Below are 15,513 nucleotides of genomic sequence, written 5' to 3' on the forward strand. Positions count from 1 at the left end.
TACTGAGGACCGACCATGCAGATAGACGGACAGATAGCTTTGACCGTCCTGATGGGGTTCCTTCTGCTGATCGTCGCAGGGTGGATCGCCCGCATCGAGGACTGGCGTTCATACACGCCGCTCGCCAGTGGGGGTGGGCGCGCGGTCGACGATACCGCATACGAAACACAGGAGAAACCGGGGGGAATCGTCCGTTGGCTGACGACGGTCGACCACAAGGACATCGGCATCCTCTACGGTGCGTTCGGGCTCTTCGCGCTCGCGTGGGGCGGCGTCTCGGTGACGCTGATGCGGACCGAGCTGTTCACGCCCAACTCGACGTTCCTCGACCCGACGACGTACAACGCGTTGATGACGAGCCACGGCATCACCATGCTGTTCCTGTTCGGGACGCCGATGATCGCCGCCTTCGCGAACTACTTCATCCCGCTTCTGATCGGGGCCGACGACATGGCGTTTCCGCGAATCAACGCGATCGCCTTCTGGTTGCTGCCGATCGCGGGGAGCCTGATCTGGATTCCTTTCCTCTTGATGGCGTTCGGCGTCGAGCCGGCACAGACGGGCTGGACCATGTACCCGCCGCTCTCGGTCGACCAGAGTGCCCTTGGAGTTGATTTCCTGTTGCTCGGGCTGCACCTCTCGGGGATCAGCGCCACTCTCGGTGCGATCAACTTCATCGCGACGATCTTCACCGAGCGCGGACCCGACGTCGGCTGGGAACGGCTCGACATCTTCTCGTGGACGATGCTCACCCAGTCGGGGCTGATCCTGTTTGCGTTCCCGCTTCTGGGGAGCGTCCTGATCATGCTGCTGCTGGATCGGAACCTCGGGACGACGTTCTTCACCACCGATGGCGGGGGGTTCATCCTCTATCAGCACTTGTTTTGGTTCTTCGGTCATCCCGAGGTCTACATCCTCGTGTTGCCGCCGATGGGACTCGTGAGTCTGATCCTGCCGCGATTCGCCGGGCGTAAACTGTTCGGCTTCAAGTTCGTCGTCTACTCGACGCTCGCGATCGGGGTCCTCTCCTTCGGCGTCTGGGCCCACCACATGTTCACGACGGGTATCGATCCGCGGATCCGCGCGGCGTTCATGGCGGTGTCGCTCGCGATCGCGGTACCAAGCGCGGTGAAGGTCTTTAACTGGGTCACGACGCTGTGGGCCGGACGCATCCGACTGACGGTGCCGATGCTGTTCTGTATCGGCTTCGTCTCGAACTTCATCATCGGCGGCGTAACGGGCGTGTTTCTCGCCTCGATTCCCGTCGATCAGGTGCTCCACGCGACGTACTACGTCGTCGGGCACTTCCATTACATCGTGATGGGCGCGATCGGGTTCGCGCTCCTGGGTTCGGTCTACTACTGGTTCCCGCTCGTCACCGGGCGGATGTACCAGCGCAAACTCGGTCTGGTCCACTTCTGGCTCAGCTTCATCGGGACGAACGTGACGTTCTTCGCGATGATCCTGCTCGGGTACGGCGGCATGCCACGCCGATACGCCGAGTACCTGCCCACCTACATGACGCTCCATCAGGTGACGACCATCGGGGCGTTCCTCATCTTCCTCGGTGGACTGGTGTTCGTCTGGAACGTCGTCCAGTCGTGGCTCGAAGGACCGCGCGTCGAGGACGGCGATCCGTGGAACCTCAAGGAGGACGGACTCACGACAAACGAGTGGACGTGGTTCGAGGACAAGATCGAGACGCGGCTCGCGACCGACGGTAGCGGCGAGACGGACGACCAGACGATGGCCGACGGCGGCGAGCAGATGGAAGACTGAGAAAGCGAGTGTCTAGCCCGTCGCGACGATAAAGAACGCGGTCACCGCCATCAGAACCGCAATACCACCGAGAACGAGCGCAAGCAGTTCCTTTTCGGTCAGCTCTCTGTCGAGCATATTCGAGGTCGGGCCGCCGGAGGGAAAGCCTCATCGTTTCGCCGGACGAACCGCCCGTGTGAACGAATCTGCCGCCACCACGACGCGGAGCGTGTCGGGTCAACAGCTCGTCATCGGGCTCTACGTCGGACTGGTCGCCTTCGCCGGATGCATGGGATTCATCCTCGGCGCAATAGTCGAAGACCTGCGATCAGTCGCGATCCTCGGCCTGATTTCGGTGCCGCCGACGCCGGCGGGAATGGCCCTCTACGGTTCGGTGACGATCGCCGCCCTTCTCGGCGTGTTGCTGCTCGCGGTCCGATATGTCGCACCCGAGCGCTAATCTCGACGACGATCACCCCTCGCCGACCATCCGCTCTTCCTCGTCCCACTCGCGCTGGCGGAGCTCGAACTTCTGGATCTTGCCGGTCGCCGTCGTCGGAAGCTCGGAGACGAACTCGATCTCGTGGATGACCTTGTAGCCGGCGAGGCGCTCGTGGGTGAACTCGGTGATCGCCTCGGCACTCACGCCGGGTTCGTCGGGATCGCCGTTGGCGGGCACGACGAACGCCTTCGGGGTTTCGCCCCACTTCTCACTGGGTGCGGGGATCACCGCGGCGTCGGCCACGGCGGGATGCTCAAACAGGGTGTCCTCGAGTTCGATGCTCGAGATGTTCTCGCCGCCCGAGATGATGATGTCCTTCTTTCGATCCTGGATCGAGATCATGCCGTGTTCGTCGATCACGGCCAGATCGCCGGTGTGGTAGTAGCCCTCGATCCGGTCGGAGAAGGCCTCCTCGGTAGCCTCGGGCTTCTCCCAGTAGCCGTCCATCACCTGGTTGCCGCGGACGACGATCTCGCCGATGGTGGCGTCGTCGCGGGGCACGTCCTCGCCGTCCTCGTCGACGATCCGCACGTCCGTACCGAGGTAACCGAGCCCCTGGCGCTTCTTGATCGCGAACCGGTCGGCCCCCTCCGGCAGGAGCCGTCTCGCGTCTGAGGTCGTGATCAGCGGGCCGGTCTCGGTCGCACCGTAGACGTGCTTGAGATACCAGCCGAACTCGTCCTCGATCGCCCTGATAGTCGCTTCCGGTGGCGCGGCACCGGCGGTCGCCGCCCGCACGGGGTTCGCTCCCTGAGTCCCCTCGCCGGTCTCCTCGTAGCGCTCGATCAGCATGTTCAACACGGTCGGCGCAGCGCAGAGATAGGAGACGTCCTCGCTTCTGATGGTTTCGAGGATCCACTCGGCGTCGACTCCACGGGTACAGACGTGCGTCGCGCCCATGCCGGTGATCGCGTAGATGTGGCCCCAGCCGTTGACGTGGAACATCGGTAACGTCCAGAGGTAGACGTCGTCGTCGCGGATCTCCTGGTGGACGCTGATGAGATAGGCGTGGAGCGTCTCGGTCCTGTGGGTGCGACAGACCCCCTTCGGGTCGCCCGTCGTCCCCGAGGTGTAGTTGATGGTGATGACCTCGTCCTCGCTCATCTCGGGGCGGTCGTACTCGCCGTCCCGATCGATCAGTTCCTCGAAGTCCTCCCATTCCCCGTCGGTGGCGCCCGCATCGTTCGAGATGTAGAGTTCCGTGGGGACCGATCCTCGAACCGGTTCGATCTTTTCGGCGTGTTCGTGGTCCGCGATGATCGCCGTCACGCCCGCGTCGTTGAGGATGTACTCGAAGTCGTCCGGGACGAGCCGGTAGTTCAGCGGCGTGTGGATCGCGCCCAGTTGCATGATCGCGTAGGCGGCTTCGAGATGGTAGTGGGTGTTCGGATCCAACACCGCCACCCGATCCCCCTTTTCGATCCCCCGCTCCTGCAACGCCGCCGAGAGTCGGTCCACGCGCTCGCCGAGTTCGTCGTACGTAAAGCGCTCGCCCGTCGTCGCCACCACGGCCTCCTGATCACCGTAGTGGGTGCGCGCGCGGTCGAGAAAGTCAGTCGTCAGCAGTGGCTTGTGCATACCTCGCCTAACGATTATCACAAATAGTGATATACGTTTTCGTCGGCGTTCGAGAGCAGTTACCGCGCCAGTCCGGCAGTTTCCTGATAGGAACCGTGCTCGGCCTCGAAAACGGCCATGATCTCGCCCATCGTCGCATAGGCCTTGACGGCGTCGACGATGACCGGCATGACGTTCTCGCCCTCGCGGATCGCCTCGCGGAGCGAATCGAGATGGGACTCGACGGCCGCGGCGTCGCGTTCGGCCTTGACCTCCCGAAGGCGTTCGGTCTGGTGGTCGTAGGCGGCCTGCTCGTCGACGTGCAGCACGTCGGGGCTGGTGTCCTCTTCGAGAGTGTAGCGGTTGACACCGACGACGACCTCCTCGCCCTCTTCGACGCGCTCCTGATACTCGTAGGAGGCGTCCTGGATCTCGCGGTGGAAGTACCCCTCCGAGATCCCGCGGAGGACGCCGTCACGCACCGATCCGTCGCCCATCTCGCGGATCTCCTCCAGGTATTCCATCGTCCGGCGCTCGGTCTCGTCGGTGAGCGCCTCGATGGCGAAGCTCCCCCCGAGGGGGTCGACGATGTCCGCGGCACCCGACTCCTCGGCGATGATTTGTTGGGTTCGCAGGGCGACCCGCACGGCCTCCTCGCTGGGGAGCGCGAGCGCCTCGTCGAAGGAGTTGGTATGGAGCGACTGCGTTCCCCCAAAAACGCCGGCAAGCGCCTGAATCGTTACGCGTACGATGTTGTTCAGTGGCTGTTGAGCAGTAAGGGACTGGCCCGCCGTCTGCGTGTGGAACTTCATCTGCTTCGAGCGGGGGTCCTCCGCACCGTACCACTCGTCCATGATTCTCGCATACACTCGCCGGCCCGCACGGTATTTGGCGACTTCCTCGAAGATCGAGTTGTGCGAGTTGAAGAAAAAGGAGAGTTGGGGCGCAAAGGCGTCGATCTCCAGTCCACGCTCGATCGCGTCCTCGACGTAGGCGAAACCGTCGGCGAGAGTGAAGGCGAGTTCCTGAACCGCCGTCGAACCCGCCTCGCGGATGTGATAGCCCGAGATCGAGACGGGCTTGAACTTCGGCGTCTCCTCGATAGCGAACTCGATGGTGTCGGTCACGACCTTGAGGGACGGCTCCGGGGGGACGACCCACTCCTTCTGGGCGATGAACTCCTTCATCATGTCATTCTGGAGGGTTCCACGCACCTCCTCTCGGGGCACGCCCTGTTGGTCGGCCAAGGCGACGTACATCGCGTAGATCACCGCAGCGCTGGGATTGATCGTAAAGCTCGTCGAGACCTCCCCGATGTCGATCCCGTCGAACAGTACCTCCATGTCGCGCAACGTATCGACGGCGACGCCCTCCTTACCGACCTCGCCCTCCGAGAGGGGATCGTCCGAGTCCTTGCCCATCAGGCTGGGCATGTCGAACGCTACGGAAAGGCCGGTCTGACCCTCGTTGATCAGGTAGTGAAAGCGCTCGTTGGTCTCTTCGGCGGTGCCAAAGCCCGCGAACTGTCGCATGGTCCACGTCCGGCCCCGGTACATCGTCGGATAGACACCACGAGTATAGGGCTCCTCGCCCGGAAATCCCAGATCCTCGTCGTAGTCGAGATCCGCCACGTCAGCGGGCGTGTAGAGCCGATCGACGTCGAGGTTCGAGACGGTCGCAAAACGGTCTTTTCGCTCGCCGTGGCGCTCCACTACCGGCTCAAGGGTCGAATCCTCCCAACGGGTCCGCTCGGCACGGATCTCGGAGAGCTCGTCGTCGTCGTACATACCTTCCAGTTTTGCCGGGACGTCCATTAAGGATTCCGGGCCGTGAGGAGACAGCGCGTCGAGAAGAGATGATCAGTACGACCGCTCCAGTCCGAGGACGTTCTCGCCGAGGAAGTTGAGCGCGAGCTGTTGGGTGATCGGCACCAGCCGCGTGAGCCGCGCTTCACGGAAGTAGCGCTCGACGTCGTACTCGCGGGCGATCCCGAACCCGCCGTGGGTCTGGACCGCCGCGTCGGCCGCCTCGAAGGCCGCCTCGCTCGCGAGGTATTTCGCGACGTTTGCGCGCGCCCCGAGGTCGGCTCCCGCCTCCGAACCGACGGCGTTCGCCCCGTTGTAGACCACGGCTTTCGCCGCCTGCACCCGCGCGTAGGCCGCCGCCAGCGGGTGCTGGATCGCCTGGTTCGTCCCGATCGATCGCCCGAACACCTCCCGTTGGTTGGCGTAGTCGACGCCCGCGTCGAGGGCTGCCTCCCCCAGCCCCACGCACTCGGCGGCGATCACGAGGCGTTCCTCGTTGAGCCCGTCGAGCATCTGGTAGAACCCGCGCCCCTCCTCGCCGATGAGCCGTTCTTCGGGGACGCAAAGCCCCTCGAACCAGCATTCGTAGGAGTGAACGGCGTTGCTCGCGGTCTTCTCGATGGCCTCGAGTTCGAGAGTACCCTCACTCAGTGCTTCGTCGATATCGACGAGGAACATCGAGATCCCTCGGGTTCGCTTTTCGACCTCCTCCTTCGGGGTAGTTCGAGCCATCAACACCAGATAGTCGCTCGCGTCGACCCGTGAGGTCCAGATCTTCTGGCCGTCGATCACGTACTCGTCGCCCTCCTTTCGGGCGCGTGTCTCGATGGCCGTCGAATCCGACCCCGCGTTCGGTTCGGTGAGCCCAAAGGCTTGAATCGAGACCTCGCCGCTTGCGACCTTCGGGAGGAGGGCGGCTTTCAGTTCCTCGCTCGCGTATTCGACGAGCGAGACGGAGTTGTAGATCCCGCCGTGGACCGACTGGGCGGCGCTGAATCCGCCACCGCTGGCGGCGATCTCCTCCATCATCACGACCGTTTCTGGAGTGCCCATCCCCGCCCCGCCGTACTCCTCGGGAATCAGCGCACCGAACCAGCCGTGTTCGGCGAGCGCCTCGGCGAACTCGTGGGGGTACTCGCCCTCTCCGTCCTTCTCGCGCCAGTACGCCGCGTCGAAGTCCGCACAGATCTCGCGGATCGAATCGCGAACGAGGCGCTGCTGGTCCGAGAGCTCGACGGTGTCACGCTGGATCATGGTCAGAGTAGCCGCCGCATCACTATACGCGTACGGGATGGCCGACCGTTCCGATCCTGCTCGACGAACGCTCAAAGCGCGTCCGAGACGTCGAGCAGCGAGGACAACGAGGGGACCGTAGCGAACTCCTCGAGGTTTTCGTACAGTCGCTCGGCATGCCCCTCACGAAGCGTCCGGGTCGCACAGTCGAGGAACTTCGCGCGGCGGCGATCCTTCGAGAGCGGATGTCCGTACGTGCCCGGCGGGTTCTCCTGTCGGCGCTCGACGGTCCCTCCCCCTTCGATCCGAACGATAGAGGTATGAGCGTCGTAGGCGAGGTCCGGATCGGTTCGAAAGGAGACCCGCTTTCGGAGGCGTTCGACGGTCGGATCGGACAGCGCCGGCTCCTCGAACGTCGCCAGATCCACCCGGTCGCGCGCGAGCGCGCTCGCGACGGCGTACTCCATCGAGAACTTCGCCTCCAGACCCGTCTCGGGATCCGAGTGGGAAAGCGCGTCGTCCGCACCAGCCGAGGCCTCGACGGTGATCGACTCGACGCCAGTAGGGTCGATGTCGTGTTCGTCCGCGAGCGACTGGATCGCGGCGATGGCGGTATGGGTGAAGTAACAACACGGATAGGCCTTGGTGTGGATCCCCCGTTCGTCGATGTACCGTCCCGCAGGTGGTTCGACCTCGCTCGGTTCACCGTAGAGGTCGAGAAAGCCGCCCGCACCCCCGATCGACTCGCTGTCGGCGGTGACGCCGTCTCGTGCGAGCAGCCCGGCGGTGAGTCCCGACCGGGACGCAAAGCCTGCGTGCAGCGGCTTCGTCATCGAGCCGAAATTGCGCTTCAGCCCCGCGGGCGTCGAGGCGGCGATACAGAGGGCGTTTCGCGTCTCCTCGGACTCGAGATCGAGCAGCCACGCCGCCGCCGCGGCCGCGCCGAAGGCCCCGAAGGTGGCCGTCGCGTGCCAACCGTCCTCGTAGTGGCTGGGGCTGATCGGTGCGGCAACTCTACTCATGACCTCGAATCCCGCGACGTAGGCGGCGACGGCCTCCCGGCCGCTCGCCGTCGTCTCGCCGGCCAGCGCGAGGATCGGCGGGACGAGCACCACGCTCGGGTGGCCGTCGATCGCCCACGAGAGGTCGTCGTAATCGAGCGCGTGCCCCGCCGCCCCCAGCGCGAGGGCGTACTCCGGCTCGGCTCGCCCGGCGAGGTCCACCAGCCCCCCGTCGGGACGCCACCGCGAGACCGAACGCCCCACATCGGTCGACAGCCCCGCGAGCGTGACGCCGACCGTATCGACGAACGCCCGTTCGACGAGCTCGGTCGTCGAGTCGCCTATCGAGTCGGGGTCCGTCTCGGCGACGGTCGCAGCCAGGCGCGATTCGATGGGGTACCGTGTGCTAGCCATACCCGTCCCTCGGGCGGTCCGGCCATAAAACGGGGTTACTGGAGGCGTTTGGTCGTCTTGATGAGCGGGTGGCGCGCGTAATCGACGACCGCGATGTCCCCGATCGACGTGAGTCCCTCCTGGCGGGCGGTTCGCTCCATCCCGAGCTCCAGTTCCTCGTCGATGACGATCACGTAGGCGTCCATCTCTTCGACGTCGAGTTCGTCGGCCGCCATGACGCGGTGGTGGCCGTCGGCGAGCAGGAGCCGCCCGTCGACGTCGATGACGACCAGCGGTTCTGCTAGCCCGTGTTCGAGCTCGTACTTGCGCCCTTCGAGTTCGTCCGCGTAGACCTTCCCCTGTGTGGGGACGAGTTCCGAAAGCGAGATCGTCCGGCGTTCCTCCGTGACGGCAATGTCGTGAATGCTTTCGAGGGTGCGGATCAGCTTGCCGACCTTTTCGGGGGTCGCACGCTCGATCTGGCTGCGGATCACGTCGGCGTTCGAGATGATCCCTACCAGATTGCCCGCGTCGTCGACGACCGGCAACTTCTGGATGCCCGATCGGAGGATGACGCGTGCGGCGTCGGTCACCTTCATCCGGGGATGAGCGACGACCAGATCCGTGCTCATTACCTTGAAGATGGGTTCGTCATCCTCGGCGAGCAGGAGGTCACGGGCACTGATGAACCCCTCGACGCGCCGGCCGTCACAGACGGGAAAGCCGCTGTGTTCGTCGCTTTCTGCGATCCGCGTGGCCACCTCGCCGACGTTCGCATCCGGGGAGACCGTCACTACGTCCCGAGTCATGTACTCGTTGACCCGGGGTTTGCCATCGGTGATGCCGCCGTTCATAGCGTCCAGACGGAGGCCGGTCGCAAAAGGCTCACGCTCACGCTACCGCCGGCGGACCGCCGGCCATTCGTCGGGCGAGTCGGTCAGCCGAGTACTGCCCTCGGTGCGTGCCGAAAGCGTCTCGAAAAAACGTCCGTCGATCACCTCGCCGACGATCTGGGTCAACAGCTCCTCGTTGTCCTCGCTCTCCTCGCCGAGGAATCCGAGCGGGATCTGTGCGCCCGCCATTCCCGCGTGCCCGCCCGCGCTACCGATCTGGTCGAATGCGTCCCGGAGCGTCTCGCCGATATCGAGCGTCGGCCCGTGTGCCCGCGCCGAGAGGTAGACCGTCCCGTCGACGAACCCGTAGACGAGCGTCGCGACGATGCCGTCCATGTTGAGGAGCCGATCGGCGGCCTGTGCGAGGGCGTCGCGGTCCCGGAGGGTTCCGATACAGGACGTACAGACACCGTCTTCGACCCGCCGATTTTCGATGGCCCGCGCCAGCGTTTCGAACGTCTCGGGGCTGATCGTCGGGCGTTCGACCTGGTCGAGCGTCCCCACGTCGACCGAGGGTAGGAGGGTGGCTGCCGCCTCGAAATCGAGCCGGCAGACCCCCCGCGAGAAGTCGTTGGTGTCGGTACGGATGCCAAATAACAGCGCCGTCGCGAGCCGCTCATCGATGGCGAGTTCGAGGGCGTCGAAGTACTCGACGAGCATCGTGCTCGTCGAACCGACCTCGCTTCTGACGTCGAGGTGGCGCGCCTCGACCGGTCCCGGCGATGGATGGTGGTCGATCACGACGTCGATCGGCGTCTCCTCGGGGAGCTGGTCGTTGACTCCCGGCAGCGAGTGGTCGACGAGCGCGATCGCGTCGAACGCCTCCGCCGCCGCGGGCTCGTCGAGTGCGGTCAGCTCGAGGTCCAGAACGTTGACCAGCGCGCGGTTCTCCTGGTGGGAGATCTTGCCGAAGTAATACACGCCCGCGTCCGTGCCAACCGAGCGGGCGAGGCGCGCGAGTGCGACCCCGCTCGCGATGGCGTCCGGGTCAGGGTTGTCGTGGAGGATCACGCCGAGGTCGCCCTCCATTTGTCCTACCAGCGCGCGCAGGTGGCGCGCACGTGCGGTGGATCCACTGGTGATGACGCTCGCGGTGTACTCCCGGAGGGTTTCCGATGGGTCGAGGACCGTCCCCACTAGCGCTTCGAGCGATTTGCGGTCGTCGGCAGTGGGCTCGTCGCCGGCGTACGCGACGATCGGGATCGACTCGAAGACTTCGCTCGCCGCCCGCGCGATCTCGACGTTGCGCCGCGGCGAGTCGGTTCCGATGAAGACGCTCGTGACCGATCCCTCGATTCCCGAGAGTATCGACGGATCGGCCGGATCGGCGGCCGTGATCGTCACGTCGCGCTGGGGGAACTCGCGCTGTTCGGGATCCAGCGTGACCACGTGGACCGTCCCGCCCTGCTCCCGTGCGCGCTCGACCAGCGCGTGGCCGACGGTCCCGGCACCGCACCCGAGGAGCAGTCGAGAGACCATAACAGTACGCCGTAACCCACCGACGCGCTAAAGCCTACCGTCTCCACGGTCGGTCCCGGAGGGACGGTCTTTTGGAGACATGGACCGTACGTATCGATGATGGGAGCGAGTCAGACACGGGTCACATCGGAGCGCAAGTCACTGGACAGTCAGTCGGTGTATGCCTACCTGATCGGTGCACACGTCGTTTCAACTCTGCTGTCGATCCCGGTCGTTCTCGGATCGGCCGCCCTCAGCGATCTACCACAAATCGTCTTCGTTCCGGTCATGACCGGGATCATGACGCTCGGTGCCGCGGTCATCGCGCTGTACGTCGCGTTTCCGGTATTGCTCTATCTCGACTCGAAACGATGCGATCGGCGAACGGACGGCTGGGAACCGAACTCGAAGCTCTGGGCGATCGGAGGGATCATCGGCTACGTTCTTCTGCCGCTTCAGCCGGTGCTCGGCCTACTGTACCTGTACAAACGCCACCAGTACGTCCCACTCCTCTGAGGGCGACACTTTTCGATCCTGCGATTCGGTAGGTCGTATCAACGATCGATTTCGATCGACGAAAAGGGCCGTTCAGGCGAACAGTGCGGCCGCAGCGGCCTGCGCGAGGTCGACGACCGGGAACGCCGGCAGCAGCGCGATCGTCATGATCGCGGCGATCATGATCGCCGCGTACAGCCCCATCGGCTGGCGCGAAACGTCGAACTCGTGGATCGGGTCCTCGATCAGGATCGCCTTCGCCAGCCGCGAGTAGTAAAACAGCGAGAGCGCACTGGCGAGCGCCCCGACCGCGGCGAGCCACCAGTAGCCCGCACCGATCGCCGCGGTGAACAGGACGTACTTCGAGAGGAACCCGCCGCCGATGGGCAGGCCCGCGAGGCTGAACAGGAACACCGTCATCGCGGCGCTCGCGATCGGTGCCTGTCGCCACATTCCGTTGTAGTCCTCGAAGGTCCGCCCGACGCCGCGGTACTCCGCGAGCGCGACGAAGAGGAACGCGCCGGTGTTCATGAAGCCATAGACCAGCAGGTGCATCATCGCCGCGCCCATCACTGCGACGTCGTTACCGCCGCCGAGCGCGGCGAGCCCGATCAGCACGTAGCCGGCGTGGCCCACCGACGAATAGGCGAGCATCCGCTTGACGTTCTCCTGCATCGCGGCGGCGAAGTTGCCGACGAGCATCGTCACGACCGCGAGCACCTGGAAGATCAGCACCCAGTCGATGCCCAGTCCGGTGAGGACGTCGAGCGGGAACGCCTCGACGAACACGCGGAAGGCGACCACGAACCCGGCGGCCTTCGAGGCCGACGAGAGGAAGGCGCTAACGGGTGCGGGCGCGCCCTCGTAAGCCTCGGGCGCCCAGAAGTGGAACGGCACCGAGGCGGTCTTGTAAGCGACCCCACCGACGACCATCAGTACGCCGACACCGAGAACGCCGACGTTGTCCGTTTCGGCGACGCCCGCAGCGACCGCATCGAGCTGGAGCGAGCCCGTCGTCGCGTAGACGAGACTGATCCCGTAGACGAGGATCGCGGAGGAGAGCGCGCCGATCAGGAAGTACTTCAGGCCGGCTTCGACGCTCCCGCGGTTGTGCTTGAGGAACGCGACCAGCGCGAACGACGAGAGGCTGGAAAGCTCGATCGCGATGAACGCGACGACGAGGCTGTTGGCGTTGGCCATCAACGCCATCCCGGTCGTAGCGAGCACGATTAGCGAGTAGAACTCGCCCTTGTGGGGCTGGTCGTGGAGGTAGTCGTAACTCCCGAGGACGACCAGCGCCGCAACGCTCGTGACGACGAACGTGAAGAACAGGCTCATCCCGTCGACGACGACCTGATCGCCGAGCAACGAGACCCCCTCCCCGCCGACGCCGGCGAAGAAGTACCACACCGCCACGCCGAGCGCGCCGAGGATACCCACAAGCGAGAGGCCCGCCAGCAGCCCGTTGTTCGTCTCGCCGGGATCGATGCTGTCCGCGAGGAACAGCACGAACGACGCCATCGCGAGGATGACGACCGGCGCGAGTGCGATCCACGTCGAGGGCTGGGTGACCAGCGGCTGAGCCATCTGGGTCACCATCAGGCACCACCCCCGAGCTCGACGATCGGATCAACGGCGTCCTGGATCATGGTGAAGAAGATGTCGGGATCCACACCCAACAGGATGATCAGACCGATCAGCACGAACAGCGGCACGATGTCGTGCAGCGGCGCGCGCGTGACCTCGTAGTCCGTTTCGAGACGGAACTCCCCGAAGAGGGTACGCTGCATCGCAAACAGCAGGTAGCCCGCAACGATGACGATGCCGAACATCGCGATCGCGGTGAAGATCGGCGCGCTCGGGAGCACCGTCGACTGGAACGCCCCGAGGAAGATCATGAACTCCCCGGCGAAGCCGGCCATCAGCGGCAGGCCCATGTAGCCGAAGGCCGCGGCGATCAGGATTCCAACGGTGATCGGCATCCGGTCTGCGATTCCGGAAATGTCGCCGACCATGCGCGTGTGTGTGGCGTTGTAGATCACGCCGACGGCCATGAACATCAGCCCCGAGATCAGCCCGTGGGCGACCATCTGGAAGGTCGCGCCGCCGATCCCATATACTGTGAAGGCCACCAACCCGAGGATGACGTATCCCATCGAGGAGATCGAGGAGTACGCGACGATCCGTTTCAGGTCCTGTTGGGCCAGCGCGAGCATCGCCCCGTAGATGACGCTGAAGACGCCGAGTGCGGCGATCGGTACCGCGAGCGTCGCCGCGACGTCGTACAGCATCGTGAAGTTGAAGCGCAACAGCGCGTAGGTCCCCATCTTCAGAAGCACGCCCGCAAGCAGCACCGAGACGGGCGTCGGGGCCTCGACGTGGGCGTCGGGCAGCCACGTATGCACCGGGAAGATCGGCACCTTCACCGCGAAGCCGAAGAAGATCGCGATAAAGGCCGCGAGCGCGAGTGTGTCCCCGCTGAGCCCGGCAAATCCGCCGAGTTCGCCCGCGTGAATCGCCTGTGTGATCTCGGGCATCCCGAAGCTCGTCACGGAGTCCCCGAGCCCGAACAGCAGCGCGATGAAGCCGATGAACATCACCAGCGAGGCGACGTTCGTATAGACGAAGAACTTGATCGCGGCGTACTTCCGTCGGGGACCGCCCCAGACCCCGATCAGCAGGTACATCGGTATCAGAACGGCCTCCCAGAAGACGAACCAGACGAAGAAGTCCAGTGCGGTGAAGACGCCGATCAGGCTCGCCTCCATGAACAGTACAAGCCCGTAGAACTGGGAGATCCGTTCGGTGATCGGCGTCCACGCGCTCATGATCGCGAGCGGGACGAGGACGGTCGTGAGCACCAGCAACGGGAAGCTCACGCCGTCGAGACCGACGTACCAGTTGATCGCGTACGGATCAAGGGCGATCCACTGGGCCTGTGATTCGAACGCGACGGTACTTCCTTCGAGCAGGGCGTTCCCGCTCGCGTCGAAGCCGGTCCACATGAAGAGGCTGCCCGCGAGCGGGAGCAGACTCAGTGCGAACGCGACCTGCGGCGCGTAGGCTTCCGGCGTGAGGAAGACCACCAGCGCCGCGACGAACGTGACTGCGATAAGTGTCTCGATCAACATTCAGAACCACCCTCCGTAGATGCCGAAGGCCACAAGCAGGACGATCAGCGCGGTCGTGATCAACGCGGCGTAGTTGGTGACGACGCCGCTCTGGAGCCTGCGGACCCGTCCGCTTCCGAGCAGGCTCACGCTGCTGATACCGTTGACGACGCCGTCGACGACGCCCTGATCGAACGTGTCCGCACCGCGGGCGACACGCTGGGTCAGGCCTTCGGCGAGCCAGACCTGGTATTCGTCCTGGTAGTAGTTCGCGACCAACACGTCCTTCGCCCCGCCGAGCTTGTCGGTATGAGCGGTCGGGTTTGGCCCGCGATAGAGCGCAACGGCCGTCCCAGCCCCCGCGAGCGCGAGGACGAACGCGATCGCGCCGGGGATGAAGGGCGCCAGGTCGGCGTGGTGGATGCCGGCGAACTCCTCTGCGGTCGTCGTGTACGTCGAGTAGGCCAGTTCCTCCGGCCCGCTGTCGAGCCAGTTCGAGAGGTACGTGATGTCCGCACCCGTGAGCTCGGCGACCGGCACCATGTTAACGAAACCGGCGACCGCCGCGAGGATCCCGAGAACCACGAGGGGGATCTTCGTGTTCCACCCGAGCGGGACGGGGTGTTCTGCGTGATCGCTCCGGGGCTCACCGTGGAAGGTGAGGATCACCATCCGGAAGGTGTAAAACCCGGTGAAGAACACCGCGAGCAGTCCCATCGCGTAGGCGGCGAGCAATACCGGATCCTCGAGTCCGGCGATCAGCGCCTCGTAGAGGATCTCGTCCTTGCTCCAGAACCCTGAAAAGGGCAGGATGCCCGCGAGTGCGAGCGAGCCGGACAGGAACGTGTAGTAGGTGACGGGCATCTCGTCTTTGAGCCCGCCCATGTTCCACATGTTCTGTTCGTGGTGCATCGCGATGATGACCGCGCCCGCTCCGAGGAACAGCAGCGCCTTGAAGAAGGCGTGGGTCATCAGATGGAAGGTCGCCGCGACGTAGCCCGCAACGCCCAGCCCGAGCATCATATACCCGTACTGGGAGATCGTCGAATACGCGAGCACCTGCTTGATGTCGTCCTTGACGACGCCCATGGTCGCCGCGAACAGTGCGGTGAAGCCGCCGGTGAAGGCGATGATCCCCATCGCGGTCGGCGACAGCGCGTAGAAGCCAAACATCCGCGCGACCAGAAAGACCCCCGCGGCGACCATCGTCGCCGCGTGGATCAACGCCGAGACGGGCGTCGGGCCTTCCATCGCGTCGGGCAACCAGGTGTGAAGCGGGAACTGCGCGGACTTGCCGATGACTCCCCC

Annotated in this window: 12 protein-coding genes; 3 read left to right on the forward strand and 9 right to left on the reverse strand. The window is 64.7% G+C overall.

What is annotated here, in order from left to right; genetic code table 11:
- Nucleotides 1-51: 51 nt before the first annotated feature.
- Nucleotides 52-1,779, forward strand: a complete 1,728-nt coding sequence (locus tag EAO80_RS06635; protein ID WP_122089142.1) for a cbb3-type cytochrome c oxidase subunit I — start codon at nt 52-54, stop codon at nt 1,777-1,779.
- Nucleotides 1,780-1,954: 175 nt separating this feature from the next.
- Nucleotides 1,955-2,218: a DUF7520 family protein gene (locus EAO80_RS06640; protein ID WP_162993909.1), complete on the forward strand. Its 264-nt coding sequence runs from the start codon at nt 1,955-1,957 to the stop codon at nt 2,216-2,218.
- Between the two features lie 12 nt (nt 2,219-2,230).
- On the opposite strand, the gene EAO80_RS06645 is transcribed toward EAO80_RS06640, so the two are convergent.
- From EAO80_RS06645 to EAO80_RS06670, 6 genes are all read right to left on the reverse strand, one after another.
- On the reverse strand, nt 2,231-3,838 hold the full coding sequence (locus EAO80_RS06645) for a long-chain-fatty-acid--CoA ligase (protein ID WP_122089144.1): 1,608 nt from the start codon (nt 3,836-3,838) through the stop codon (nt 2,231-2,233).
- 59 nt (nt 3,839-3,897) lie between these two features.
- The gene (locus EAO80_RS06650) at nt 3,898-5,604 is read right to left on the reverse strand and encodes a methylmalonyl-CoA mutase family protein (RefSeq protein ID WP_122089155.1); all 1,707 of its coding nucleotides are present in this window, start codon (nt 5,602-5,604) and stop codon (nt 3,898-3,900) included.
- A gap of 72 nt (nt 5,605-5,676) precedes the next feature.
- The gene (locus EAO80_RS06655) at nt 5,677-6,876 is read right to left on the reverse strand and encodes an acyl-CoA dehydrogenase family protein (protein WP_122089145.1); all 1,200 of its coding nucleotides are present in this window, start codon (nt 6,874-6,876) and stop codon (nt 5,677-5,679) included.
- Nucleotides 6,877-6,947: 71 nt separating this feature from the next.
- Nucleotides 6,948-8,270 carry an MmgE/PrpD family protein gene (locus EAO80_RS06660; protein ID WP_122089146.1) on the reverse strand — a complete coding sequence of 441 codons (1,323 nt, stop codon included), beginning with the start codon at nt 8,268-8,270 and terminating at the stop codon, nt 6,948-6,950.
- Between the two features lie 35 nt (nt 8,271-8,305).
- Nucleotides 8,306-9,103 carry a CBS pair associated ParBc domain-containing protein gene (locus tag EAO80_RS06665; protein WP_122089147.1) on the reverse strand — a complete coding sequence of 266 codons (798 nt, stop codon included), beginning with the start codon at nt 9,101-9,103 and terminating at the stop codon, nt 8,306-8,308.
- 42 nt (nt 9,104-9,145) lie between these two features.
- Entirely contained in the window at nt 9,146-10,621 is a 1,476-nt protein-coding gene (locus EAO80_RS06670) for a DHH family phosphoesterase (RefSeq protein ID WP_122089148.1), read from the reverse strand.
- A 96-nt stretch (nt 10,622-10,717) separates the two neighbouring features.
- On the opposite strand from EAO80_RS06670, the gene EAO80_RS06675 reads away from it, so the two are divergent.
- The gene (locus EAO80_RS06675) at nt 10,718-11,116 is read left to right on the forward strand and encodes a hypothetical protein (protein WP_211330655.1); all 399 of its coding nucleotides are present in this window, start codon (nt 10,718-10,720) and stop codon (nt 11,114-11,116) included.
- 72 nt (nt 11,117-11,188) lie between these two features.
- On the opposite strand, the gene EAO80_RS06680 is transcribed toward EAO80_RS06675, so the two are convergent.
- The 3 genes from EAO80_RS06680 to EAO80_RS06690 all read right to left on the reverse strand — a co-directional run.
- Nucleotides 11,189-12,694, reverse strand: coding sequence for an NADH-quinone oxidoreductase subunit N (locus tag EAO80_RS06680; RefSeq protein ID WP_245998497.1), 1,506 nt, complete (start codon nt 12,692-12,694; stop codon nt 11,189-11,191).
- The gene (locus EAO80_RS06685; RefSeq protein WP_122089150.1) at nt 12,694-14,226 is read right to left on the reverse strand and encodes a complex I subunit 4 family protein; all 1,533 of its coding nucleotides are present in this window, start codon (nt 14,224-14,226) and stop codon (nt 12,694-12,696) included. Before EAO80_RS06685 ends, EAO80_RS06680 begins: the two co-directional genes overlap by 1 nt.
- On the reverse strand, nt 14,227-15,513 hold a 1,287-nt coding region (locus tag EAO80_RS06690), incomplete at its 5' end, for an NADH-quinone oxidoreductase subunit L (protein WP_122089157.1).

The sequence above is a fragment of the Halalkalicoccus subterraneus genome (assembly GCF_003697815.1).
GTDB classification, from domain to species: domain Archaea; phylum Halobacteriota; class Halobacteria; order Halobacteriales; family Halalkalicoccaceae; genus Halalkalicoccus; species Halalkalicoccus subterraneus.